Source organism: Shewanella septentrionalis (assembly GCF_025370265.1).
GTDB classification, from domain to species: domain Bacteria; phylum Pseudomonadota; class Gammaproteobacteria; order Enterobacterales; family Shewanellaceae; genus Shewanella; species Shewanella hafniensis.
This window is the reverse complement of the sequence record NZ_JAMTCC010000003.1, coordinates 105,317-129,701: the sequence shown is the minus strand read 5'-3', so window position 1 is coordinate 129,701 and position 24,385 is coordinate 105,317. Positions and strand designations below refer to the sequence as shown.

The 24,385-nt window shown below is 49.6% G+C and carries 24 protein-coding genes; 2 read left to right on the top strand and 22 right to left on the bottom strand.

Going from position 1 to position 24,385, the window contains the following annotated elements:
- Window positions 1-2 precede the first annotated feature (2 nt).
- Complete coding sequence (locus NE536_RS02545; protein WP_261271703.1) at window positions 3-578, bottom strand: helix-turn-helix domain-containing protein; 576 nt, start codon at window positions 576-578, stop codon at window positions 3-5.
- Between the two features lie 163 nt (window positions 579-741).
- On the opposite strand from NE536_RS02545, the gene NE536_RS02540 reads away from it, so the two are divergent.
- Complete coding sequence (locus NE536_RS02540; RefSeq protein ID WP_261271702.1) at window positions 742-1,929, top strand: benzoate/H(+) symporter BenE family transporter; 1,188 nt, start codon at window positions 742-744, stop codon at window positions 1,927-1,929.
- A 51-nt stretch (window positions 1,930-1,980) separates the two neighbouring features.
- On the opposite strand, the gene NE536_RS02535 is transcribed toward NE536_RS02540, so the two are convergent.
- Complete coding sequence (locus NE536_RS02535; RefSeq protein WP_261271701.1) at window positions 1,981-2,436, bottom strand: GNAT family N-acetyltransferase; 456 nt, start codon at window positions 2,434-2,436, stop codon at window positions 1,981-1,983.
- Window positions 2,437-3,044: 608 nt separating this feature from the next.
- On the opposite strand from NE536_RS02535, the gene NE536_RS02530 reads away from it, so the two are divergent.
- Window positions 3,045-3,878, top strand: a complete 834-nt coding sequence (locus NE536_RS02530; RefSeq protein ID WP_261271700.1) for a metal-binding protein — start codon at window positions 3,045-3,047, stop codon at window positions 3,876-3,878.
- Window positions 3,879-4,604: 726 nt separating this feature from the next.
- On the opposite strand, the gene NE536_RS02525 is transcribed toward NE536_RS02530, so the two are convergent.
- The 20 genes from NE536_RS02525 to NE536_RS02430 form a co-directional block, all read right to left on the bottom strand.
- Window positions 4,605-5,348 carry a hypothetical protein gene (locus NE536_RS02525; RefSeq protein WP_259527445.1) on the bottom strand — a complete coding sequence of 248 codons (744 nt, stop codon included), beginning with the start codon at window positions 5,346-5,348 and terminating at the stop codon, window positions 4,605-4,607.
- Window positions 5,349-5,376: 28 nt separating this feature from the next.
- Entirely contained in the window at window positions 5,377-6,636 is a 1,260-nt protein-coding gene (locus NE536_RS02520; RefSeq protein ID WP_261271699.1) for a beta-ketoacyl-ACP synthase, read from the bottom strand.
- A complete protein-coding gene (locus tag NE536_RS02515) occupies window positions 6,637-7,362 on the bottom strand; it encodes a 3-ketoacyl-ACP reductase FabG2 (RefSeq protein WP_261271698.1) in 726 nt (241 codons plus the stop codon).
- 164 nt (window positions 7,363-7,526) lie between these two features.
- Window positions 7,527-8,063 (bottom strand): hotdog family protein, encoded by a 537-nt coding sequence (locus NE536_RS02510; RefSeq protein WP_425347523.1) that lies wholly within the window; start codon window positions 8,061-8,063, stop codon window positions 7,527-7,529.
- A 1-nt stretch (window position 8,064) separates the two neighbouring features.
- Window positions 8,065-9,264, bottom strand: coding sequence for a beta-ketoacyl-[acyl-carrier-protein] synthase family protein (locus tag NE536_RS02505; protein WP_261271697.1), 1,200 nt, complete (start codon window positions 9,262-9,264; stop codon window positions 8,065-8,067).
- Between the two features lie 49 nt (window positions 9,265-9,313).
- Window positions 9,314-10,102, bottom strand: coding sequence for a DUF3261 domain-containing protein (locus tag NE536_RS02500; RefSeq protein ID WP_261271696.1), 789 nt, complete (start codon window positions 10,100-10,102; stop codon window positions 9,314-9,316).
- A gap of 4 nt (window positions 10,103-10,106) precedes the next feature.
- Window positions 10,107-11,396 carry an NAD(P)/FAD-dependent oxidoreductase gene (locus NE536_RS02495; RefSeq protein WP_261271695.1) on the bottom strand — a complete coding sequence of 430 codons (1,290 nt, stop codon included), beginning with the start codon at window positions 11,394-11,396 and terminating at the stop codon, window positions 10,107-10,109.
- Between the two features lie 23 nt (window positions 11,397-11,419).
- Window positions 11,420-13,951: an MMPL family transporter gene (locus NE536_RS02490; RefSeq protein ID WP_261271694.1), complete on the bottom strand. Its 2,532-nt coding sequence runs from the start codon at window positions 13,949-13,951 to the stop codon at window positions 11,420-11,422.
- A gap of 2 nt (window positions 13,952-13,953) precedes the next feature.
- Complete coding sequence (locus tag NE536_RS02485; RefSeq protein WP_261271693.1) at window positions 13,954-14,727, bottom strand: outer membrane lipoprotein carrier protein LolA; 774 nt, start codon at window positions 14,725-14,727, stop codon at window positions 13,954-13,956.
- Window positions 14,727-15,158: an acyl-CoA thioesterase gene (locus NE536_RS02480; protein WP_261271692.1), complete on the bottom strand. Its 432-nt coding sequence runs from the start codon at window positions 15,156-15,158 to the stop codon at window positions 14,727-14,729. The genes NE536_RS02485 and NE536_RS02480 overlap by 1 nt, the downstream gene beginning before the upstream one ends.
- Window positions 15,155-16,729, bottom strand: coding sequence for an HAL/PAL/TAL family ammonia-lyase (locus NE536_RS02475; RefSeq protein WP_261271691.1), 1,575 nt, complete (start codon window positions 16,727-16,729; stop codon window positions 15,155-15,157). The genes NE536_RS02480 and NE536_RS02475 overlap by 4 nt, the downstream gene beginning before the upstream one ends.
- Entirely contained in the window at window positions 16,726-18,603 is a 1,878-nt protein-coding gene (locus tag NE536_RS02470) for a glycosyltransferase family 2 protein (RefSeq protein WP_261271690.1), read from the bottom strand. Before NE536_RS02470 ends, NE536_RS02475 begins: the two co-directional genes overlap by 4 nt.
- Window positions 18,597-19,001, bottom strand: a complete 405-nt coding sequence (locus NE536_RS02465) for an ApeI family dehydratase (protein ID WP_261271689.1) — start codon at window positions 18,999-19,001, stop codon at window positions 18,597-18,599. Before NE536_RS02465 ends, NE536_RS02470 begins: the two co-directional genes overlap by 7 nt.
- On the bottom strand, window positions 18,994-20,358 hold the full coding sequence (locus tag NE536_RS02460) for an AMP-binding protein (RefSeq protein WP_261271688.1): 1,365 nt from the start codon (window positions 20,356-20,358) through the stop codon (window positions 18,994-18,996). Before NE536_RS02460 ends, NE536_RS02465 begins: the two co-directional genes overlap by 8 nt.
- Window positions 20,355-20,903, bottom strand: coding sequence for a COG4648 family protein (locus NE536_RS02455; protein ID WP_063884994.1), 549 nt, complete (start codon window positions 20,901-20,903; stop codon window positions 20,355-20,357). Before NE536_RS02455 ends, NE536_RS02460 begins: the two co-directional genes overlap by 4 nt.
- Entirely contained in the window at window positions 20,903-21,151 is a 249-nt protein-coding gene (locus NE536_RS02450; protein ID WP_011982196.1) for an acyl carrier protein, read from the bottom strand. Before NE536_RS02450 ends, NE536_RS02455 begins: the two co-directional genes overlap by 1 nt.
- A 9-nt stretch (window positions 21,152-21,160) precedes the next feature.
- The gene (locus NE536_RS02445; RefSeq protein ID WP_006079824.1) at window positions 21,161-21,415 is read right to left on the bottom strand and encodes a phosphopantetheine-binding protein; all 255 of its coding nucleotides are present in this window, start codon (window positions 21,413-21,415) and stop codon (window positions 21,161-21,163) included.
- Complete coding sequence (locus NE536_RS02440) at window positions 21,399-22,274, bottom strand: lysophospholipid acyltransferase family protein (protein ID WP_259521524.1); 876 nt, start codon at window positions 22,272-22,274, stop codon at window positions 21,399-21,401. Before NE536_RS02440 ends, NE536_RS02445 begins: the two co-directional genes overlap by 17 nt.
- Entirely contained in the window at window positions 22,267-23,001 is a 735-nt protein-coding gene (locus tag NE536_RS02435) for a beta-ketoacyl synthase chain length factor (protein WP_261271687.1), read from the bottom strand. The genes NE536_RS02440 and NE536_RS02435 overlap by 8 nt, the downstream gene beginning before the upstream one ends.
- 347 nt (window positions 23,002-23,348) lie before the next feature.
- Entirely contained in the window at window positions 23,349-24,245 is an 897-nt protein-coding gene (locus NE536_RS02430; RefSeq protein ID WP_261271686.1) for a DUF3014 domain-containing protein, read from the bottom strand.
- Window positions 24,246-24,385 lie beyond the last annotated feature (140 nt).

Sequence of the window (24,385 nt, the reverse complement as noted above, 5' to 3'; positions counted from 1 at the left end):
TGCTACAAGCTAGATTCACTGCCTCGTTGATAGTGAATTAAATCGTGGAAGACTACGGCTTGCTCGTTGAGATTTCGATAGCCATGGGGTTTGTCGGCCGCAAATCGTACCGCTTCACCTTGCTTGAGCGTTTGCCACTGACCATCGACTAACACTTCCATAGTGCCGCTCAAGACAATGACATGTTCAGTGACGCCAGCTTCATGGGGCTCAGAAAGGCGCTCATAGTGTGGCAGCAGCGTGAGTTCAAACATCTCGAAACCGAAGCGCTCTTCAAAGGGAAATAGCGACGCGACTAACATGCCGTCGGTGGCGGGTTGCTGGCGTAGCTCGTCGGGTTTACGGAATACTGCGCCTTGGCTCTGGGGCGTGGGTTCGAGAAAGGTCGACAGCGAGATATTGAATCCACTGGCAATTTTCCACAGTGTCGCAATTGTTGGGCTGGATTCACCGCGCTCGATTTGGCCTATCATGGCCTTGCTGACGCCCGTCTCTTGGGCGGCTTTATCTAAACTCCATCCCTTTTGGTTACGAAGTGCTTTGAGCGTGGTGGCGAGATAGCTGTTTATCGTCTGCACAATGGCCCCATCATTTTTATGAAAATTTAGTTTGTACGTTATAACGCACAGGTGCTATCTTGTCCATCTCGTACGTTATAGCGCACGAAGGTTGTTTTATTCATTTGATAAGTGATAGCGCACAAAGTCATGACGGTATTAATTGCAGAAAAAGGGAGTGGATATGTGGCGAGATGCAGGGAGTTTGTCAAAAATATCAGCGGGTTTTATTGCGGTATTGGTGGGTTATAGCAGCTCGGCTGTGATTATCTTTCAAGCGGCTGAGGCCGTGGGGGCGACACCTGCACAGATTAGTTCATGGCTGTGGGCTTTAGGTGTGGGCATGGGCGTGACCAGCATAGGGTTATCGCTTTACTACAAGAATCCTATTCTAACGGCTTGGTCGACACCGGGCGCGGCGCTTATGGTGACTAGCCTTGCAGGGTTGAGCATCAACCAAGCCATAGGCGCGTTTCTGGTGAGCTCGATGTTAATTACCCTTTGCGGGGTGGCGGGCTGGATGGATAAACTGATCCGCATCATGCCGCAGTCAGTCGCTTCCGCCATGTTGGCGGGGATCCTGTTGCAATTTGGCCTAGGGCTATTTCAGGCTATGCAAACCCAGCTGAGCCTCATATTGATCATGCTATTGGTGTTTGTCGTCGTTAAACCTTTTGCGCCGCGCTACATCATCTTGCTGACCTTGCTGGTGGGCATTGGCATGAGCTTTCAATTGGATTTACTCAAGTTAGATGCCGTTCAGTTGCAACTGGCGATGCCAGTGTGGACCACGCCTGAGTTTTCGCTGGCGAGTGTAATTGGCGTGGCGCTACCGCTGTTTGTAGTGACTATGGCCTCGCAAAATATGCCAGGAGTTGCTGCGCTGCACGGTAATGGCTACAGGCCGCCTATTTCGCCTTTGATCACGAGCACAGGGCTAATCGGGGTAATTCTCGCGCCCTTTGGCGGTTTTGCCTTTAACTTATCCGCTATTACAGCGGCTATTTGCATGGGTAAAGAAGCAGACCCGAATCCGGCGACCCGCTACTGGGCGGCGGTATGGGGCGGGGTGTTTTACTTTATCACTGGGTTACTCGGCGCCACTGTGGTTGGTCTGTTTTCCGCTTTCCCGAAGGAATTAGTACTGGCCATCGCCGGATTAGCGCTGCTTGGCACTATCGCCAATAGCCTTACCGCTGCATTAGCTAAAACCGAAGATCGCGAAGTGGCGGTGATCACTTTCTTAGTCACCGCATCAGGATTTAGTGTGCTGGGCATCGGCAGCGCATTTTGGGGGCTGTTGCTTGGGTTTATTATCCATTGGTGGAACGGGCACAGAACTGCATCAGTAGTTAAGCGAGCGAATACTTAACTGCAACAAAGCGCCTTAGAGATGAATTTCAAAGACTAAGGCGCGCGATATTTAGATTTTTTTGGTCATAAATAGGCTATTGGGATCGAGTTGATAGCCATCGAAGGGGCCGCAGGTTTCAAAACCAAATTTGCTGTAGAGCATACGTGCAGGATTGAAGAAGTCCATCGAACCGGTTTCTAGACTCAGGCGCGTTACGCCTGCAGCTTTGGCATCGTTAATTAAGTGCTGCAATATTTTAGAAGCTATGCCTTGCTGCTTATAAGGCGCGGCAGTGCGCATGGATTTGATCTCGGCGTGCTCGGCATCTAACCATTTTAGTGCACCGCAGCCCGCTAAATTGTTGCCATCCCATAGGGTCCAAAAGCGAATATTGGGCTGACGCAGGCCATCAAGATCTAATGCGTGAACGCTTTCAGGCGGTGAAGTTGCCCGCATATCGTTGAGGTGTTCCGTTAAAAGTGCTGCGATTTCAGGTCCTTTTAGATCATCTAGTATAATTTTCATCGTCTTTCTCAAGATTGAAACTCCCTCTTTTGTTGCTTGTCCATCATAGTGTTATCGCGTTTCGTTGTTTTTAGCGTTAAAACGCTGCGGGGGATAAGCAAAGGGTAGGCCAAGAGTTTTTAGCTTTAGCTAAAGCTAAACACAGAATCAAAGTCAAAGTCGTGGGGCTTCACCCCACACCCGACCAAGGAGGACTGCTCGTCCTATCCTCCTTGGATTCTCCAAGACGCCCCTTACGTAGTTGAAATCCCCTTGGGCAATTAGCGTCCTTATGCTATCGCGTCAGACGCTCGTCCCTGATTCGACTGACGCTATCTCGGCCTCCATGCCTCGATCACGCAACGAACGCTAATGCCCTGCGGCAACTCCGAGGGGGTGGTGTATTCCTGAGGCTATAGCGTGGTTGGTCAATTGTTAAGGAGTAAAAGTTATGTCTGTCAGATCTTTTGATGTGTTGGCTTATGCATATAATTTAAGTGTTATTCATCAATCATTGAAAACAAAAATTGAATCGCTAGTTAGGTTTTTTCTCTTTTAATGTGTGTTCTATCTTTCTTGAACAGTACCAGTTAAGTTACTCGAGAAAATGTCATAGCAAGGGGGCGGCAATGGGAAAATACAGTAAGTCAATATCTGAAAGAATCGCTCATACAAAGATAACCCAAGGATATTGTTTAATATGTGGGAAATATGGAGTACTGACATTTGATCATGTACCTCCGCAAGGCAGTATAACTATAACTAAAGTTGAACAGCGGCACATAACTGAAACGGCAGGTTTTGTTTCGGGAAATGGTGTCAAGGGTATTGAATCAAGCAATGGAAGCAAATTCAAAACACTTTGTAAAACCTGTAATGGCCTTCATGTTGGTGGTGATAATGATACGGAGATCGCTAGAGTATGTAAGTTATTAACTTCTAAGATAAAGGACTATTTCAACATACCAACCAGCCCCTATACTGAAATCAGTGTTGAGGTTGATGCTATTAAGTTTTGTCGAGCTATGATTGGGCACATATTGGCAGCGACATCGGTAAAGGAATGTAAGGTTGAACCAGAATCTACCCCATATTTTGACCCATTAAAGAGATTTGTGTTGGGTGATGACGATGCTTTGGTCGACACTCATGAAATGTATTATTGGTTTTATCCATCAAGCAGGCATGTCAGTGCTAAAAATATCGCTTTTTTTAATGAGGGTAATCTTGCTATTTCGAGTCATTTACATTTCTTTCCGATTGCATTTATGGTTACAGAGAAGAATAAGGGGATCTTTCCTTGGCATGCTAGAGAGTTTCGATTGGATGATACCGTCCTTCGCATCAACATGTCGTCACAAGGATTACCCTATGCTGAATTCCCATTTCATGGACTACACGGTAACCAGATGATGTTCTTAGATGGCTCAACAGCGATTGTTAGCTATCCTGTGGGACAGTGAGATTAAATAAGAGATTGGATAGGAGAACTTTTTAGATTTTTCAGGTTGAAGTTACCGACACACCAATTTCCTGCGAAGTTGTCGCTGGGCTTTGGAATAAATTGCGTGAGTCAGGACATGGATAATGGAATGGACTCATCACTTTAAATCTGCTTCGCAATGGAATGGGCCACAATATAGTTGCTAAAACTCATCAGAAAGAGGACGAGCCCACCTATGAGGATTACTGCAATCGGTTTAGATATTGCAAAGTCTGTTTTTCATTCCTTAGACATGAGGCTGTATATAATTCTGTGTTAGCATGAAATTTCAAGGGATCTGCCATTTGTTAATTGTTCGTTCTAGTCTTTTGAGCTTAAAGGTTACGCTGATGCTCGAAAGGCAAATCATGGTGATTGGTGAGACGACCGTCCGCCCCATGGACGGGGCGGTCGAGCATCCAAGGATGGACTTGCTGCGCGTCGCCGAGCCAGTACCATGGTTGGCCTCACTCTGAACAATATCTATGTTTAACTGTCTCTTCGCCTTCCGTAACTCTCGTTTATCAACTTAGATTTCACAGTGTCGTGAGTGATTACCATCGCAAGCCTGTAAAGGCGAATATCAGCAAACGCTAAGGCCAACAGTAAATTTTCTTTTAATTTAAAAAGTGATCCAAACGGATATAAAAATGGCCGAGGATAAGCTCGGCCATAATTTTCTCGATTAAGCGTAAAACAGGCTGGTTTAATAGAATTTCTTCAGGTAGCTAGCCGCGTATTTTTGCAGTTTTCGGTTCGAACTTGTGGTCGCAATATTCTCAATCACGTCGCGGTAATCTGCATTGCCTGAGCTTGCTAGGGCTTTTGCCATGTTGGCATAGGTATCGATGGCGAGTTTGTCATCGGCCATTAAGCGTGGCGTTTTTAATTCGTTACTGAGGATGGCTAGGATAAAGTCATCGTACTGACGATCATCCATAATGCGTTTAGCCGCTAGGCGCATTAACTCTAAATCATCGCTGCGTAGTGCATTGGCAAAGGCATTATTTTGCTGACTTTGGTCGGCAGCATATTGGCTTTTATCCCCAAGAATGGTATTCCACTTTTTATATTGCGCTAGATTTTCATTGGCTTGAGATGCGTATTTTTTGAGTTTTTTGTGATAGTTGCCATTCACAATGCTGTTGATGGTTTCGCTGTACTTGTCGTTACCCGAGTAGGCTAAGCCTTTGACTAACCAAGCACTGTAGTCGATGGCATTTTTTTCAGTCGCTTGGGGTAAAGAGGCAAGCAGTTTAGCTTCGAGCACATCGTAAATTGCAGGATCGGATAAGCCTGCAAGGCTTAAGGATTCGATGGCTTGTTTCTGCTTAAATTCGTTGTCGCCCTTAAAGACTTCTTGATAGGTTTCTACCGTGTATTCTTTGGCAAAGAGTGGCGCGGTTAATAAACTGATGCTCAGCAGCATCCCTGCAAACAGTGGTTTCATTGCTATGTCCTTATGTGGGTTTTAGGTGTTATCTGGTCCAGCGTTTAAAAATCAGCGAGGTATTAATGCCGCCAAAGGCGAAATTATTACTCATGACATAATCTGTGTCGATCGGGCGCAGTTCGTTACGGATATAGTCCAAATCAGCGCACTGTGGGTCGATATTCTCAAGATTGAGTGTTGGCGCAAACCAGCCCGCATTCATCATCTCAATACTCACCCAAGCTTCTAACGCACCGCATGCGCCTAAGGTGTGGCCCGTGTAGCTTTTAAGGGATGAAATTGGCGTATCTGCGCCAAACACCGCTTGAGTCGCGTGACTCTCGGCAATGTCACCACGGTCGGTTGCTGTGCCGTGGGCGTTCACATAACCTATGGCGCTAGGCTCAAGCTGCGCATCTTTGAGGGCTAATCTGATGGCTATTTCCATGGTCTGCGCATTCGGTTGGGTGACGTGTTGACCGTCGGAATTTGTGCCAAAACCGACTAACTCAGCGTAAATCTTGGCGCCGCGCGCCTTGGCGTGTTCGAGCTCTTCGAGCACCAGTGTACAAGCCCCTTCGCCAATGACGAGGCCATCGCGATCCGCATCAAAGGGGCGTGGCGTGAGTTCGGGCGTCGAGTTTTTAGTGCTGGTGGCAAACAGGGTATCGAACACCACAGCTTCGGTGGGGCAGAGTTCTTCGCCGCCGCCCGCCAACATTAAGGTTTGCTGACCGTATTTGATAGCTTCATAGGCGTAACCTATGCCTTGGCTACCCGAAGTGCACGCGCTGCTGGTGGTGTGAATTCGGCCCTTTAAGCCGAAGAATACGCCGACGTTCACCGCTGTGGTGTGCGCCATCATGCGGATATAACTCGTTGCGGTGATGCCCGACATATCGCCCGTTTTCAGCATATCGCCAAAGGCGGTAATAGGATCGGTACTGCCCGTGGATGAACCATAGGCGATGCCCATTTCACCCGAGGACACGATAGGGTCATCCAACAACCCCGCATCGATTAAAGCCAGTTCACTGGCGCGGGTTGCCATGATGGAAACCCGACCCATGGAACGAATTTTCTTGCGCGAATAATGGCTTGGCACTTCAAAGTCAGTAATTGGCGCGGCTAAACGGGTGTTGAGTCCGTCGTATCTATCCCAGTCACTCATAGTGACGACGCAGTTTTTCTGCGCCTTAAGGCTCGCCGCAATGGTTGGCCAATCATGGCCTAGGGCGGTAATACCACCAACACCTGTGATGACCACTCGTTTACCCAAGCGTGTTTGATTTGTCGCCTCGCTCATTTAGATCATGCCTCCATTGACCGATATCACTTGGCGAGTGATATAGGCTGCATCGTCAGACATTAAAAATGCGGCTAAGGCGGCGATTTCATTGGGTTTACCCATACGGCGCATCGGCACTAATTGCTCGACCATGTCCTTAGGGATATCGGCCACCATGTCGGTTTCTATCAAGCCCGGGGCGATACAGTTGACGGTAATTTTGCGTTTTGCCAGTTCTAATGACAGTGCCTTAGTCGCGCCGATAATGCCCGCTTTGGAGGCACTGTAATTCACTTGTCCACGGTTGCCCGCAATCCCAGATACCGAAGCTAAAGTGATGATACGTCCACCTTCTCGGCCTTGTACCATAGGCATCACGCAGGGATGGATCACATTATAAAAACCGTCCAAGTTAGTGTGAATGACGCTGTCCCACTCGCTTTCTGTCATGGCGGGAAAGGCTGTATCGCGGTTGATGCCAGCATTGAGGATCACGCCGTAATAGGCACCATTGGCCTCGATATCGGCTTCGATGGCAGCTTTGACTGTCGCGCGTTCGGCGACATCAAATTTGAGCAGGCTCACATCGACTCCAAGCGCGCGAACTTCAACGGCAGTGTCATCGGCCGCCGTTTGATTGCTGTGGTAATGCAGGGCGATATCGAAGCCTGCTGCGGCCAGTTTGAGGGCAATGGCTTTACCTATGCCGCGGCTCGAACCTGTGACTAATACTCTGTTATTCATTTGTTTTCTCCACCCCATTTTATCTTTAGGAGTCGGTATGGGGTTTCATGTATTTATGGTAAAGGCTGCTTGCTAAGGCGTTTAATCTAACGCTTTTATCGACAGGCTAATTCAGTTTGCTGCTATAGCATGGTCTTTGCATTGCCTCGATATTAGTGTCTGAGTCAGTGTCCAAGGCTTCTATTGCCCGCGTCTTGATTTCCATCAAGGTAGGCTTGCGTGTCTTGAGGTTGGAACACATTCACATTCGCTGTGGCGACTAAGATTTTTTCTTGATCGCTTCCGGCTTTGGGCAGCAGATAAATCTGGCAATCGAATACCGCTAATCCCGACTCCTCTTGATAGAGACGGTTTACCTGGGTGCGATAGGTGCGCCCGAGTTCATATTGCTTGGCATGTAGCGCTAATTTGCGCGACCCCAACAGAAAACCCACGCGGATTTTATCATTGCGCAGCTTAGCTTCTACTCCGGCCAGTGCGGCAATACTTTGGGCCATATATTCGATACCCACATAATTGGGTACGGCTTGATGTTTATCGTCGAAATAGGGGCTTTTCGGCGTGATCGTGACTTCGGTAACTAAGGTATCACGTTGATAAGAGATGATCTTATCGACCAAGATCATCGGCGCCCTGTGGGGGATGAAATCGGCAATATCCTGCTCAGAAAAGGGTAAATTGAATTGAATAAAGGGCATCATTTTAGGCCTCGTTACGGCAAAAAATCAGGCTGGCATTGCTGCCGCCAAAGGCGAAGGAATTACTCATCACATAGTTAAGTGCGCCTTTGGCGGCGACTCGATGGCGTTCGACTAAGGCTATGGACGGATCCTGCGGATCGACTTGTCCGTCCCATTGATGGGGCGGCAGGGCTTGGTCGCGATTATGTGCCGAAAGCAATAAATAGCAGAAGGCAGCTTCAATCGCGCCAGCTGCACCTAAGGTATGGCCGACTAAGGGTTTGGTCGAGCTACAGGGCGGCGTGTTGGCGCCAAATACTTCAACCACAGCGCGGCTTTCCATCGCATCATTTTTGGGTGTGGCTGTGCCGTGCAAGTTAATGTAACTGATGTCTTGTGCTGCAATGTTTGCATCCTGCAACGCCGCTTGCATGGCGGTGATGGCGCCTGCACCTTCGGGATGTGGCGCCGAAATATGATGGGCGTCGCTCGACTCGCCAATACCCGCGAGCATCACATCGGACTCGCCCGCCGTTAGCACGAAAAGTGCTGCGCCTTCGCCGATATTGATGCCATCACGGTTGATGCTAAAAGGATTGCAGTGGCCTTTGGACACAGATTCCAAAGCATTAAAACCATTAACTGTGAGTTGGCACAAACTGTCGACACCGCCAACAATCACCATGTCGCAGAGGTTAGCGCTGAGTAAACGTTTGGCACTGGCAAAGACTTTGGCGCTGGAGGAGCAGGCGGTTGAAATCGTGTAGCAAGGGCCATCTAGCTCAAAATATTGGCGCAAAAAGTCGCTAGTGCTGCCGAGTTCCTGCTGGAAATAGTGGTAATCCGCCGGAAAGTGGCCGTGTTGATTGCGATAGCTTAGGGCCGCTTCACCTTTAGATATGCCAGAGGTGCTGGTGCCTAACACAACGCCAATGCGGGCATGACCCAAATCCCGTTTCGCTTGTTCAACTGTGGCGGCAATTTGCAGTGCGGCGCACAGCAGTAACTGGTTATTGCGGCAATCGAACTGGATGAGCTTTGCAGGAATGCTTGGTAGCGCAGCCGTCACGGGTGCAACTAAGGTTGGGTGCTCGAACAGGAGTGTGTCACTGCGCTGCATCGCGCTGGTATCGCCTGCGATCAGGCGGTCTAAAACCTGCTGGGGATCTTGCCCTAGCGGGGTACACAGTCCAATTTGTGTAATGGCGACTCTGTTCATCATAGCGTATCGTTTTTTTACCATGGCACAGTGAAGTGCGGGTGTTAAAAGGTTAAATAGGTTCGATTTCTAGCTCAAACTTGGCCTGTGGCATAGTTAGGCTGATGTGGGCTTGCCATAGGGCATCGCCGACATCTTGTTGATAACGGATTTGCACCACATGGGTTTGCAGGGCGCTTTTACTGATCAAGGTATCTTGGCTATAGATCTGGCGACAGGGGATTGTATTCATTCGGGTATCGACAAGCGTGTCGCTCTTATTTCCCTCAACCGTATCGCAAAGACCAGTCACTAAATGACCACCTTCCAAATGGGCGCGAATACTCTGCTCAGGCCAATAGATCAGTTGCATCATCGCCATTAAATACTCGGCTTTAAAATTGTCGCCCAGCAGCACACTTTGCTCACTGCTGAGTGTATTCCCATCATAAACCAAGGTAAACAACGCCTGTCCGAGTGGCGCTAAACCCACGAGCGTCATGCGCTCGCCCTCTAACTCCAATTGAGTGAGCAGTTCGTGGGACTCTTTCCCCACTTTAATACTGACTTTTTGGCTAAAGGACTGGGGAGAAGATACGCCTGTGTTGCTGTCGGTTTGCTGACTCGCCATGATGGCGGGCTTAGTTGTAGGCTCAGTCGTGGACTTTATCCTTGGCTGAGTCAACGGCTTATCGGTCGCGGGAGCAAAGTCATGGGGCAATGGTGCCAAACAATAACGCATATCCTTAGCGAGTCCGACACAGGTCTGCCTGAACAGCAGTTCACTACAGCCCGTTAGCCCAAGGCTTGCGAGCAATAGCGCGGGGATGATTAGCCATTTAGCGTTAAGGTTTAGCAGCATGCGATTAGACCTCTGCGAATGCTGGAGTGGCGGCTGGATTTCGGCACAGTTCGACTATCATATTCAGGCGGCGCTCCGAGTCTTTAACAAAGGGATTATTCGTATCCCAAGCATAGCCCGCCAGAATAGAACAAATCATCTGCTTGATACGCTCGTTCGGTTCTTCATAGAAGATCACATCCTGAAAGCGGCCATCATACCAAGCTTGCACATAGGTGCGGAAGGCATTCACGCCCTGCATCAAAGGCGTTGAGTAATCGGCTTGCCAGTCAACCGCTTCGCCATTGAGTTGTTTCGTTAGGCATTTTGCCGCCATAGACGCCGATTGCATGGCGATAGTCACACCGGAGGAAAACACCGGATCGAGGAACTCGCCCGCATTACCCAATAGCGCGAACTTGTCGGTCGCAAGGCGTGACACATTGGCAGAATAACCTTTGAGCGTGGCGCATTCCTGCACCACTTTCGCATTGGCCAGCAGGGCTTTTAGCCCTGGTTCTTCGTTGACTATGCTCATCAATTGTTGCTCAAGGGAACCTTGTAAACGCTCAAGTAATTGCGGCTCAGCCACCACGCCGAGTGAACAACGACCATTGCTAAAGGGAATGAGCCAGTACCAAATGTCCTTATGTTCAGGGTGGACGCTGATCAAAATCTTATTACGATCAAAGTTAGCATCGCTGATGTTGTCTTCCACATGGGTAAAGATGGCGCTGCGCGGAGGCAGGCAAGACGGACTTTCTAAGTTGAGCAAGCGGGGTAACACGCGCCCAAACCCGCTGGCATCGAGCACATATTGGGCATTGATTTGATAAAGCTCGCCCTGTTCATTGCGCACTGTTAAGCGTGGGTTCTCGGTTAAATCGATAGCCTCGACCGTTTCGCCGTAGCGGATGTCGACCCCTTGGCTTTGGGCGGTATCGGCTAACAGTTTATCGAAACTGGCGCGCTGCACTTGAAACGTGGTGCCCGGCCCTGGGGTAAATTTATCGGTAAAATCGAAGGTGGTATAAGTGCCATTGCGACGAAAGGCGGCGCCATTTTTATGCTGGAATCCGGCAGCATTGAGCGCATCTAACATGCCCGCTTCTTCGATGAATTGCATGCAGCAGGGCAGTAAACTTTCGCCGATGGAGAAGCGAGGAAAATGCTGTTTCTCTAACACCAGCACACGCTTACCTTGCAGGTGCAGCAGGCTAGCGGCGATGGCACCTGAAGGCCCTGCGCCGATAATGGCCACATCGATATCGAGTGAATTTGGCATAGTTGATAAATCGTGAACGGGTGTAGACATGTAAAGTACGTTCCTTGTAGTCATCAGGACTTTTTAGTCGTTAGAAGCGGATTGTTGGTTAAAGCCTGTGTTGTAGTCAAAATCAACGGCGAAAGTAAAAAGGTAAACCCTATGCCCAGCGACAGGGTTAAGCCAAAGTAATGAATCGCTTGGGTCTGGCTAAAGGCGAGTAAACCAAAGGCCAATAGGGTCGAGCAGGCGGACATAAACACCGCCATCATCACTGCCTTGCCGTGGTTCTGGGCTGAGGCAAAAAACAAGCTGTAGTCTATGCCAATCCCGAAAACTAAAATGAGCGCCAGTGCATGGAACAGACTCAGTGGCGAGCCCGTTAAGCCTAAGGTTGCGAGCGTGAGCAAGGCCGCAAGGGCCGGCACGGCAACCACAACCGCGGCTTTTTTAAAGCCGAAATTCAGGCTAAACAACAAGAGTGCGATGCCAAGTGCAAGGGCTAACAGCTTTAGGGTTAACAGTCGGTAGTGGCCCATGACGGCGGAAATGTCCGCGACTTTATCGATAAGTTGTACGCTTTCATCATGGGTAAAACGCGCCTTAAGGGCATCGATTTGCTGAATGCCGCCAAGGAGGACTATTGCACCATAATCAGCTCCATAATCGGCACCCTGATCTGCTCCATGCTCCGCGCCATGTTCTGCGCTTGCCCCATCATCATTTAGCGCGCCATTGCTGACTGGACTGTTAGCCTCATTTGGCGCGAGCCACAGCGGCGCGAGTTGCTTGCCGGCCCCTAGCGTAAAGAATGCAGCAGGCGTGATGTACTCTGTTTTCGCGGCCAAATAGGCGGCTTGCAGTTCTGGCTTTAGATTTTCATCCAAACCAAGGCTTGTGAGCACAGTATCTATCTGAGTTTGATAGATTTCGCCCTGTAAGTGGTAAGCCGTGTCTTGTTTTCGATGGCTGGGCAGATAACGACTGAGGCTGACATAGTTGCCTAACTCTTGGTTAGCGATAGCGGCATTGAGCATGGGTGACACTCGCTCAAGCTGTTGCAGCAGCGCTTCTTCGCTCGGTGCGCGTACCAATAAGAATTGATTATCTGTGCCGCCACTGAGTAACTGGCGTAGCTGGTTTTCTGGCTCAGTCACGCTTGCAGGACTTTGCTGCAAATGGCGAATATCGTCATCGACGGTTAACTTTGATACGCCAATCAGACACCAAACAACTATCACTAAAGCAAATAGGCCCATGCCTAACGGCGTGGTAAATCGTTTCGATAACTGAGTGAGACAGGCAAGGTAAGTTCCCGCGAGCGCTAACGGGCGGGAGCCTTCAGGCAAACGACTTCCCGCTAACAGTGGATAGGCGAGAATGAGGGTGAGATAGGCCCCAAGTAAACCTGCTGCGCAGAAAATCGCGACTTGCTGCATGCCGGGAAACGGCGCTAAACCTATGCCGACGTAAGCCAAGGCGCTGGTGATAAAGGCGAGCGTCACCGTTGGGAAGATATACGCCACTGTGGCCTGTGCGCTCCGCTCTGTATCGCTTAAGCGTTCGCAGTAAAAATGAAAACTGTAGTCGATGGCAATGCCAATCAAGCTAGTGCCAAACACTAAGGTGAGTAAATGCAGCTCGCCAAACACACTTAAGGTAAAAGTCACTGCGAGCAACAGCCCGCTGGAAATAGTGACAATCGCCAACAGTAGCGGCATCACTGAGCGAAACGCCAACCAAACTAAGGCTATCACCCCAAGTAAGGATGCTAGGCCGAGGATCGATATTTCACTCTTAGCCGTTTGCGTTGCCGCAAGGGCATGAAACAGGGCACCAGCTTTGAGCACGGTAATATCTGGATAGCCTTCTTCAACCGCATCCAAGGCCGCAGTTAATGCCGTCATCTGCGCTAATTGCGCATTGGGATTAAAAGCGCTTTCTCGCCCCTTTGCCATGACGACCGCGGCAACATTATCGCCTTGATTCGCGAGCAGTATCCCTTGGCTGGCCCTGACTTTTGAACTCGGTGCGAGGGCGAGTAAATTGGCCGGGAATAACAGCAGCGGATCTTGGGCGAGCAAGTTGCTATTGGCGTAACTAAAGGCGTTGTAAAACTGCGCTGTGGCTGCCTCAATCAGACTTTCAATATTTTGGCTGGCTAATGCTTCGGCTTGCGGCGCTGTCAGTAATTTAAATCTGTGGGGAAAATAGAATTGCCCTAGCACTTCGCCGAGCTGCATATCGGCGCTGCGGATATCGGTTAGCGCGCCTTGCTTACCCCTTGCAACAAGGTCAGCTTCAAGCTTTTGCATCAACAGCTTAGCCGCAGCGATTGCTGTGGTTTCATCCTTGGCGACGAGCGCAATATAGACTTGGTCGGCGAGCGTGGCTTCAACTTGGTTAAGGGCGCGCTCTGTGAGTTTGTCTTGCTGTAAATGCGGCAACATGGCGAGAATATCGCTCTGCACCCGTGCGCCGTTTTGCCAGAGTTGCAGCGTCCACAGACTTGCTGACAGCATCAATAGCAACCAAACGACGAGGCGCCACTTAGGGGAAGATTGCATCAAAGCTTGATTGGCGCGCGCGGCGAAGTTGGAGGCCATGGCTAAGGTTTGCTCGCCTCGAGCGCCAACGCATACTGCGCCAATTCGGTTTCGCTGAGTGTGCCTTGGGAAAGCGCAATAAAGTCGATGCGGGTCATATCCTGTGATGTCACATTCGGCGCGGCGCTCAGCAGCACTAAGGATTGCAACACATCGCCACCTTCTAACACCATATTGGCGATAGCTTTTTTCATTAAGGGATCTTTGGGCGTTAGGCCTAATTGCCATTGGCCGTCTGGGCTTAACTTGTCTGTGATGAGAAAGTGCAGCTCGAAGTTTTCGCTTAAACCGGAAATATCACCACTGAGCATAGCGCGCACTAGGCTGGGTAATAAATCGCCCATAGCGGCAGCGCTTGCCGAGGCATCGGCCTTGCTGACCTGCACTCGACCTTGGCTATCGCGCTGGATCAGTTGTTTATCCTTTAAAATCAGTAGGGATTCGAAGGGTTTTATCTGTTGCCAGATCAGCCCTTGGGTTTGATCGAAGATAAACTGACCTTGGCTGATTAACGGCTTTTTGAGCACCTTCAACTGCCGAGATTGCACAAACTGACCTCGCACCGTTTCGCCCAAGTTAAGTTTTTGGCTTAAGGCGACAAGCTGCGCGGTATCTGCACTTTGGCTAAAGAGTGTTTGATAAGCGCCGGGCGCGGCTAAGGTCTCAGCCTTGAGTGGCAGGCTTATCAAAGCAAAAGCTAAGCAGAGAAATAATGCACACTTCGCCAGCACAGGGTTCTTCGTTAGCGCAGAGCTCTTGGCTAGTACTGAGTTCATTAGTCTTCAACCTTAGCGAGCAGGGTGGCGATTTTGTCACGGAACACATCTGGGGTAACAAAGCACAATTCTTGGGTGCTCATATCGACCGCCGCCTGAATGGTATAACCCTTAGTGATGCGCGTACCGGTTTCAACGTCGCGAATTTGATAATTGATTTTTAAGCGGTTTTCCCACTCAACTAACTCGGCGCGTACTGTGATTTTTTGCTCGAAGGTGCTGGCTTTGACGTACTTAATCTGCAAATCGATAATCGGCCACGCATAGTTGGATGCTTGCATTTGGCGGTAGTTGTAGCCCAGTTCATCGAGCAGTTTACAGCGGGCTATTTCGAAATAACGCAGGTAATTGCCATGCCAAGTAATCCCCATAGAATCCACATCGTGGAAGGGGATTTGCATTTCCATATCGATAGTGAGCAATGATTTCATCGGCACACTTCCCATTCGCCCGCTTGGATTTTAGCTATGGTTTGGCGTAGCACGGCTTCAAGCGGTCTATCTTCAATTAAGGTTTCAAAATCGGCGCGCACTTGAGCGAGGGTTTTCGCCAATGAGGGTGTGAGCGAGGCTTCGTTCAGCTCATTCTGTGCGATACGCAGGCCAATACCTTGGGTCATGGCGAGCAAGGCTGCTGCCGCGACTTGTTCGGTCAATTGCAGCACGCGCATACAATCGCGGGCGGCGATAGTGCCCATGCTCACCTTGTCTTGATTGTGGCATTCGGTCGAGCGAGAGAACACGCTGGCGGGCATAGTGTGCTTGAGCGCTTCTGCCGTCCAAGCCGACACGCCAATTTGCACCGCTTTAAAACCATGATTAATCGCGCGGCGCGGACCGGTTGAGCCGGATAAGTTGGCAGGTAAGCCATTGTTAAACTTAGGGTCCATCACTAGCGCCATTTGGCGGTCGATAAGATCGGCTAAGTTGGCCACAGTATTCTTCAGTGAATCCATCGCAAAGGCGATATGGCCGCCGTAGAAATGGCCACCGTGGAGAATATGCTCGCCTTCGCCGTCGACAATCGGGTTGTCGTTGGCGCTGTTGATTTCGGTTTCGATAAACTGACGCATAAACGGCAGCGCATCCTGCAACACGCCGATAATGTGCGGTGCGCAGCGGATGGAATATCTGTCCTGCAGACGATCAGAATTACGTGGATGTTCGTGGTGATTCAAATCTTCCCGTATCCAAGTGGCGATTTGGTTTTGCCCTGGATGCGGTTTGGCGGCAAATAAGATTTCATCAAAATGGTTCGAGTTGCCTTTTAGCGTTAATGAAGCCATGGCGGTAATGCGGCTACTTAAGCGGGCAAGATATTGCGCGCGATCAAAGGCTAAGCAGGCTAAAGCCGTCATCACAGCCGTGCCGTTCATCAAGGCTAAGCCTTCTTTTGGGCGCAGGACATGCGGGATGATGTTGAGCTTAGCGTACACAGCTTGAGTCGCTTGGCGCTCACCTTGGTAAATCACTTCGCGCTCACCGACTAACACGGCGGCTAAATACGACAAAGGCGTTAAATCACCACTGGCGCCGACCGAACCTTCCTCTGGGATGACTGGCACTATGTTGAGATTCAGCAAGGTTTCGATGCGCTTTAATAGCTCATAGGTCACGCCAGATTTGCCAATGGCTAAGGAGTTTAAACGGCAAGCCATCACAGCGCGGGCCTGCATTATGCTTAAGGTCTCGCCTAAACCGCAGCCGTGGAAGCGGGTTAAATGCAGTGGTAACTCGTGGACCAGATCTAAGCTCACATTGACTGTGCAAGAGTCGCCATAACCTGTGGTTACGCCATAGACCACGCCTTCTTCGTGCAGCAGGCTATCGATAAAGCGCGCACCTTTTTGGATATATTCTTGATAATCCGCATCATCACAGAGCTTGACTGGCGCGCCTTTGGCGACGGCAACCACTTGTTCTAATGTGAGATATTGACGGCCGAACTCAACAGTCTGTAGGTCTGATTGACTCTCGGAGTCGGCTGCTTTGGTGTGGCTCATGAATGCTGTGTCCTGTCTGTCTTATGATCCTGCTCTGGGATCGGCGATGATGCTGAAGTTGTCGGTAACGGATTAGGCTGTACTAAATGCGATGGGGTGCGTTGTAGCTCGTTGTCTTTGCGCCAAAAATCGAAGAAGTTAAACCATTGCAAAGGCTCGCGTCTGGCAAAGTATTCTAAACGTTCGCTGTAGCGGTTAACGGCCTGCTGTAATCTGTCCATTCTGCCCGCTCTTGGGCCTTTCAGTGTTTCGGCAAAGCGTTCTAAATGCACCCGATAACGCCCTTGTTCCCGCAGGCAAAACATTAAAAACACGGGGCAATCGAGTAAGCCCGCCAAAATAAACGGCCCTTGTGGAAACGCGGCATCTTGGCCCATAAACGGCGCATACATGACGCGGCCTTGGGTATTCGATGAGGTTCTATCGCCCGCGATCACCACCAGTTCACCGTCTTCTATCTTTTGCTGCAACAGCATAGACGTTGCAGGATTCAGCTCGGTCACTTGAATAAGATTGAGCGTGCTATCTGGGTTTAACTGTTTGAGCACCTTATTGAAGTTTTCCGCATGGCTAGTTAGCACCATGACGTTCACTTTGACTTTGCGCTGGTGGATTGAAATGGCGCGGCAAAGTTCTAAATTACCCAGGTGCGACACTAATAACACCGCGCCTTTGCCGCTTTCGAGCTGGTCGGCCAGCACTTGGCGGTCGGGGAAATCCACTTGGCTCAATTGGATGCGATCGCACCAGGCATCGATTCTATCGAGTGCGGCATTGCCAAAGGCTAAAAAGTGATTCAGGCTATCGCGCCAGCCTACAGGCTGATTGAGCTTAGGGTGTTGCGGCTCAAGTTTTTGCACGCGGCGCAAAAAATCTAACGAGGCTTCACGGGTGACTTTACCTGTGAGGAAAAAATAGCAAATCACCGGATACATAATGGCGCGGCACAACCAATGGCCGCCAAAGCGATAGCTCTCGGCTAACAGTTTGATGCCCCAGTAACTGCCGCGCTCCTTCATGCCAGACCAATGGGTAGCTGAAGTTGATGATGTTGCTGAAATCGATTGTGTTGCTGACGAGCAATGGGAAGTTTGCACGGCTTGTTGCTGCGATTTACGCTTCAATAGCCAAGGCAGGCGTTTGAGCATGCCGAAAAATAACTTAGTGTGCAGCTTAGTGATGCGCACATTATCGGCCACACCTTGAAAGTGACTGACGCCGCCTTCGGGATAAATCACCTTAGTCGGCTGGAATAGAATCTCTACCCCTTGCCAGTAGAGTTTAACCAGGATTTCGATATCAAAATCCATTCGTTCCGTTAAGGCTTGCTGGCACAGTAATCGCTCGGTGGCGGCCAGCGGATAAACGCGAAAGCCACACATAGAATCTTGAATATCAAAGCTTAAGGTTTCGACCCATACCCAAAAATGGGTTAGATAACGGCCATAGAGCCTGCCCTTAGGCACGGATTCATCGTACTCAGGCTTACCCGAAATCAGCGCATCGGGTTTAGCCTGTGCCCTTGCTATCATAGCTGGAATATCGGCGAGATTATGTTGGCCATCAGCATCGACCTGCAGCGCATGACTAAAGCCATCGCGGTAGGCACGGCGCAGCCCTGTCATCACAGCTGCGCCCTTACCACGATTATACGGATGCAGCAGCAAAGTCACCCAAGGATAGGTTTGGGCTAAGGATTGCAGTAGATAACGGGTTTCGTCATTGCTGCCATCATCAATTAAATAACAGGGCAGATTAAATTGGGCGAGTTCGGCCAAGGTCTGGGCAATCGCGGCGCTGTGATTGTAATTGGGGATCACTAAGGCGAGCTTAATGGGCGCCGACTCAACAAGGTCGCTGGGTGGCGTTAACACTGACTCGCTCCGTTATTGTTGACATCGGAAGACTGATTGACCAATGGCGAGGTATCAAAGGCGATACGGCCCGACGCGTAGCGGTTGTCACCATCGCTATAGGCGAAGGTGAGTTTTGCCTTAGCGGCATTATTGCTAATGCTTAAGGTGACTTCTTGGCCCGGCAGTATGAGTTGCTGAAATTTAAGCACTTCTAAGTTAGCGACCGCCTCTGAATAACCGAAATGCTGGCAGCCTAAACGCACCGCCCAATCTAATTGCGTCACGCCCGGCAACACGGCTTGTTCGGGGAAATGGCCGTTAAAATACTCAAGGTCGGCCGCCACTAACAGACGTAATTCAATGTTATCAATGCCGATATCGGAATGCAGGATCGGCGGTAAACTCGATTTAATCATGATCAAATAACTCGACTAACTGTGCAGTGACACGCTTACCCTGAGTGTTAAGCGGTAAAATATTGGGATAACGCCAGCGGCGTGGCAGGGTGACGCGCTCAAATTGGGTCAGTAAATGTGCTTTTAGGGCATTGTTAATACTGAGTTTGCCCTGTTCTTGCAGCACGTTTTTACCGAGTTCTGACAAGGTCACCACTGCGCCAAGTTGGGATTTAAACTGTGGCAGCACGACTAGTGCAGCTTGCTCAACGTAGGCGTGGCTGCACATGAGGGTTTCCATTTGCGCTAGCGACAGGCGTTTCTCTTCAATCTTAACGATGCGATCGAGTCGGCCCTTGAGTCTAAACTGGCCATTTTCGGTTGGTTCGATTTTATCTTCGCAGCGCAGCCATTCATCGTCGGCCAAATAGGGCGATTTCAGCAGCAGGGCGCCGTCGCTAGGATCTTGATCTATTGAGATGCGGTCAAACACTTGCCAAGGTTCATCGGCCTCATGCTGACGGCGATAGGCGATGCCGCCCGTTTCTGTACTACCAAAAATTTCGATGGGCAGGTGACCATAGCACTGGTTGACGCCCTTGGCCGCGGCAAAACTTAATGGGCCGCCAGAGCTAAAAACTAAGCTCGGTGAGCGCAGTTGCCGCTCGTGCTCTAGCGCTTTAGGTAGGCGCGATAATTGGGCTGGACTACTGATCAAACACAGGTTTGGCAGTAAGGCCGTGTAATAACTTAGGGTTTCTGGGTATTCAATCTGCTCGCTTAAAAACGGTCGACTGGCGGCGAGCGGCCACAAAATCTTGAATAACAGACCATAAATATGCTGGTGGGAAACCGTGGATACCACACTGCAATGGGGCAAATGCTCGGCAAAAGTATGTTCGAGTACAGACACTTCGACATCTAACTGTTCGAGTGTTTTACGGATCGCCTTAGGTTCGCCGCTGCTGCCAGAGGTAAATAGCACTAACTCGCCGATAGCCTCGCTCGCGGGCCAAGGTTTGTTGGGCGGGCTCAGTTCCTTTTTCAGCAGCACAAAAGCTTGGCATTCGCACAAAGGCTTGTCTGACAATATGCCATCAAACTGGTGGGTTAACTCGCTCAAGGTGCCGGTTTGGGTGTTCGGTGGCAGGATAATTTCTTTGCCCGCTAACAGCGCGGCACATAATCCGACGGCAAACAGATCGCTGGTATCACTCGCGAGCAGCCATTTTTTCTCGGGCGCGGCGAGCAGTTGCTCGTAAAAATACGCCACCTGATTGGTAAATAATGCACCTGTGACTATGTCGTGGTGATTAAAGCTGATCAGTTGTTGGGCAAAGGGCCCTTGGGTTAACCAGTTTTTGAGTAGCTGTGTCATGTTTTCTTCAACCAAAAGCTGCGATATAACCATTCCCCACCGAGGAGCAGTCCCATGAGTACGTATGCAATCAAACCGTTATACAAGGTCCAGGTTGCTAAGCTAGTAAAGCCAGCGGTATAAGCCGCCATTGAGCCATTTAAGATAAATAAGCCGCACCAAAGTAGGGTGACTTTTTTAAGATACGGAATGGCTTCATCCGGTAAATCGGGTTCTTTCAAGCGGGCTAAACGCTCTATCATGCATGGGCCAGTGTGCAGTGAATAACTGAACAGAGCCAGCATAGTCAGATTTATTACCACAGGGTAATACAAAAGCCAGTCGCTGCGCTTGGCAAGATAACTGCCTGCCGTAAGCGCAATCCCCACAAACAGGGGCAATACTAACGTCTTAACCTTTTGCTTTTGTAGCATTAACCGCACAATCAGCAATACACACAGCACGAGCGCTATGGTGCCAGCAGGCAAATAATTCAGCCCGAAATACACGGCAACCGGATAGGCCAGCAATGTGAGGGCGGTTAAGACTTGTAGCAAGGCGCGCATTAGTCTTTAACTAAACCTTCGATGGCATTCACCACATCGTTGACTGTGCGAACGGATTTAAATTCATCGGGTTGGATCTTTTTACCTGTCATTTGTTGCAGCTTTATCACTAAGTCGACGGCATCAATACTGTCGAGATCGAGCTCTTCATACAGGTTGGCTTCAGGCGTAATTGCCTCAGCCTCAATTTCGAATTCGTCCACTAAAATAGTGGTCAGCATGGCGAGGATTTGTTCACGATTTTGCATATTCCTCTCCTATGGGCGCTGGGATTCGATAAAGCTAGCTAAGCTGGCAACACTGTGGAAATGGGCCTTAGTGGCATCCGAGTTCGCTTCGATTTTAACATCAAATTTTTTCTTGATGGCTAAGCCGAGTTCGAGGGCGTCGATAGAATCTAAGCCTAGACCTTCGCCAAAGAGCGGCGCATCGGTTTCAATATCATCAATACTGACGTCTTCAAGATCGAGGCAGTCGATGATTAACTGCTTTATTTCATTGTTTAAGTTCATAATTATTTTCGAGTTGTTGTTTATAGTAGTGTTCAAGATCCCGCGTCAGCTGCCGGGCCATTTTTGCATGCTCACCTAAAGACGCTTGGTACTTCTGGTAAGAAACTGTTGTGCCGATTTCAACGGCCATCCCCATGGTTTGCCTTGGGATCTCATACCAAGGTTGCTCCTTTGTCAAACCACGCACATTGGTACGCAGCACCACAGGTAAAATATCGGCTTCTGTCCTTAAGGCAATATTGGCGGCGCCGCGGGCAAAGTCGTTAATGGTCGCGCCGACAACCGTGCGTGTGCCCTCGGGGAAGATAATTAAATTGGTGCCCCTAGCGAGCACTTCACGGCAATCCTCTAGCATGAGTTCGGCGCCGCGATTGGGGATATAACCCGCGCAGGACACCACACCACGCAAAAATGGATTACGCCATAAACCTTGTTTCACTATGCAGCCCGCATTGGGCATGAGGCTTATCAACACCACCACATCCACTAAGCTGGGATGATTGGCGATAACGATAACGCCTTTTGCGTCGTGCAATTGTTGTGCTCTGTGGGTGCTAACGTGGATCACGCCCGCCCAAGTGAGCATGGCGACAAAGCCTTTGAACATTAGATGCACGGCCTTTTGGACTCGAATAATCCGCGCCTCGGGTGTGCCTGGCCAAAAACGCAGCAAAGGCAAAATGGTCAAGGAGCTTAATAAGCCGCCTAAGCCAAAGGCGATATAACAACTCACGCCACCGAGCCAACGTGGCACATAATTCAGCCCTGCGCGGCGAGTTTCCGGCGGGGTATAAGCGGCATTGTGCATTGAATCTTCATGGCTATTGGCAGCGTCATGGCTGTGGGTTGTATCAAACATGCTCAAGTCTCCAATGCCATTGGGATAAGCAGCCTGAAATATTTTGCGTTGTCGCTAGGGCGTGGATAAAAGCGCCATAGGTCAAAGGGTTTAATGCTGTCGACTCACAGATGCGGCTGACTGTGAGCTTGACTGAAGCGGGCGCATCGAAGGGCGCGAGCTGTAAGCCTAGGGCCAAAGGTAATTCAAATTCTTGGGTAAACTCATCGTACACAGGTGGCACAGGATCATCACCGAACACTAACAGCAAGGGTTCTGGCGATTGGTGTAATTGGGCGAAGGCTTCAACCATAGCTTGTGACAGGGTTTCGGTACCTGCTGCAACTGAGGTCGATGGCGCGGTATTGGCTGCTACTATGCCAAAAATGCCACTAGCGGTATTGTGTACCGACTGACTAAAACCTAAGGGCGATAAGGGCTGTTTGGCGATAATGTCTTCGAGCAGTCCTATGGTGCGCTGTAACTCACCATGGCGCGAGGCAAAAATTGAGCGGCAGTTCGCCGGCATATCGCACTGAAAACTCACCTCTAACATCATCTTAGTTAAGCGACTAAAACGGCGGCGCTGCATGGCGGGAACGTGTTTGAGTGCGGGAGCTGTGCTATCAGACTGTGACGTACCGAGATTTAATTCAGCCGAATTCTTGCACCAAGTTTGCCAACTTTGCGGGTGCTGATATTGGGGAGACCAAGCGCCCCAAGAGAGAATGCTGAATGTTAGTTGCACTACTTTGCCTCGACACTAAATTTAAGCTGTCTTAGTTATCCCTAACTAAGTTAGAACATTGATGGATTGTCATACCATAGTGAGGTGTAAACGCGTTTGATGAATGACGCTGGAATGACCTCTACAGCGGGGTCATTCTACACTATGCCCCGCGTTTTTATGAAGCCATTTGCATTGTATGGGTTAATGCAATGGGATCAAGTGCTGCGATTTTCAGCAGTTAGATCGAATTTGTGTAACAAATATCGCAATGGCATTCTCATTCGACAGGCTTTTTTATCCTAGCGATTTACGGTCAAAATGAAAAAGGCGCACCGAGCGCCTTTTGTCTTCACCACGGCAAGGTTTTACTGCGCCAGTTGGCTCTCGAGTTTGCGTAGGGCTACTTTTAGCTTGCGGGTATTTTCTGGCCCCATACGGATCAGCAGTTTTTGCGCGCTGGGTAGTGCCTCTAAGTTAGGGTCAACAAATTGATAGTTAACGCTAATAGAGCTCAGCTCAATCGGATCTTCAATGATAGGCGCCGCGAGCAGTATTTTAATCGCTTGCAGCATTCTGTCATTGAATTTGGCATTGCTGTAGCCGAGTTCGCTAAAGGCTTCCTCTAGCATAGGCGTCATTTGCTTATAGGTGGCCATTAACGTCTGTTCGTCCATTTTGGCAATCGAATCAACATAGGCATCGTATCGATGGAAACCTGCTGGATTTAAATACACTTTGTTGGTGATTTCAGAAACCGAGAATAGCTTTTCAGGCCCTTTGAGTGGGCTCACTTTGCGGGTTAATTCACCTTGAGCTAAATTGTCGACAAACACCACAAATTGGCGTGCGAGATCTTGCTGTACTAGTGAGGAACTCAGCACATTGTTATTGATAATGGCGAGGGCTTTTCGTTGTACGAATGCATCACTTTCAGCCAGCGCGGGTACAGGTTCAACCACCACTTCTGGCTCAGTTACCGCAGGGGTTTCTGGGCTGTTATTGTCCGTTTCAGGGGCCACGGGGGTCGTCTCTGTGGTCTCTAATTCTGGCGCACTTTCGAGCGTCATAGGCTCAGAGGGCGGTGTTTCAGGCAATACAATTGGCGCGTTAGGGATGAGTTTAGGTGAATCTGAGTCACCGCTGTAGTAATAATATCCTCCGACAGAAAGCAGCACGACGAGCACGATCGCAAAAAGCGCAAAGCGATTACTGCTAGAAGAAGTCTCTTGAGGTGTTATTCTATCATCTTGATTAACTTGCATTTTACATCCTTCGCTTGAGTTTCAAGGTAACGTGGTGAATACATGCAGCTAACATTAAAAGTGCAAGAGCGGACGATTGGAATGCCGCTGGTTCATTTTGCAAGTTTCCATGCGCTTGTCTATAGCGCTTAGCTGAACAT

Coding starts and splice junctions, on each gene's coding strand:
- NE536_RS02540 (WP_261271702.1), top strand. CDS start 742: ATGTGGCGAGATGCAGGGAGTTTGTCAAAAATATCAGCGGGTTTTATT.
- NE536_RS02535 (WP_261271701.1), bottom strand. CDS start 2,436: ATGAAAATTATACTAGATGATCTAAAAGGACCTGAAATCGCAGCACTT.
- NE536_RS02530 (WP_261271700.1), top strand. CDS start 3,045: ATGGGAAAATACAGTAAGTCAATATCTGAAAGAATCGCTCATACAAAG.
- NE536_RS02525 (WP_259527445.1), bottom strand. CDS start 5,348: ATGAAACCACTGTTTGCAGGGATGCTGCTGAGCATCAGTTTATTAACC.
- NE536_RS02520 (WP_261271699.1), bottom strand. CDS start 6,636: ATGAGCGAGGCGACAAATCAAACACGCTTGGGTAAACGAGTGGTCATC.
- NE536_RS02515 (WP_261271698.1), bottom strand. CDS start 7,362: ATGAATAACAGAGTATTAGTCACAGGTTCGAGCCGCGGCATAGGTAAA.
- NE536_RS02510 (WP_425347523.1), bottom strand. CDS start 8,063: ATGATGCCCTTTATTCAATTCAATTTACCCTTTTCTGAGCAGGATATT.
- NE536_RS02505 (WP_261271697.1), bottom strand. CDS start 9,264: ATGATGAACAGAGTCGCCATTACACAAATTGGACTGTGTACCCCGCTA.
- NE536_RS02500 (WP_261271696.1), bottom strand. CDS start 10,102: ATGCTGCTAAACCTTAACGCTAAATGGCTAATCATCCCCGCGCTATTG.
- NE536_RS02495 (WP_261271695.1), bottom strand. CDS start 11,396: ATGTCTACACCCGTTCACGATTTATCAACTATGCCAAATTCACTCGAT.
- NE536_RS02490 (WP_261271694.1), bottom strand. CDS start 13,951: ATGGCCTCCAACTTCGCCGCGCGCGCCAATCAAGCTTTGATGCAATCT.
- NE536_RS02485 (WP_261271693.1), bottom strand. CDS start 14,727: ATGAACTCAGTACTAGCCAAGAGCTCTGCGCTAACGAAGAACCCTGTG.
- NE536_RS02480 (WP_261271692.1), bottom strand. CDS start 15,158: ATGAAATCATTGCTCACTATCGATATGGAAATGCAAATCCCCTTCCAC.
- NE536_RS02475 (WP_261271691.1), bottom strand. CDS start 16,729: ATGAGCCACACCAAAGCAGCCGACTCCGAGAGTCAATCAGACCTACAG.
- NE536_RS02465 (WP_261271689.1), bottom strand. CDS start 19,001: ATGATTAAATCGAGTTTACCGCCGATCCTGCATTCCGATATCGGCATT.
- NE536_RS02460 (WP_261271688.1), bottom strand. CDS start 20,358: ATGACACAGCTACTCAAAAACTGGTTAACCCAAGGGCCCTTTGCCCAA.
- NE536_RS02455 (WP_063884994.1), bottom strand. CDS start 20,903: ATGCGCGCCTTGCTACAAGTCTTAACCGCCCTCACATTGCTGGCCTAT.
- NE536_RS02450 (WP_011982196.1), bottom strand. CDS start 21,151: ATGCAAAATCGTGAACAAATCCTCGCCATGCTGACCACTATTTTAGTG.
- NE536_RS02445 (WP_006079824.1), bottom strand. CDS start 21,415: ATGAACTTAAACAATGAAATAAAGCAGTTAATCATCGACTGCCTCGAT.
- NE536_RS02440 (WP_259521524.1), bottom strand. CDS start 22,274: ATGTTTGATACAACCCACAGCCATGACGCTGCCAATAGCCATGAAGAT.
- NE536_RS02430 (WP_261271686.1), bottom strand. CDS start 24,245: ATGCAAGTTAATCAAGATGATAGAATAACACCTCAAGAGACTTCTTCT.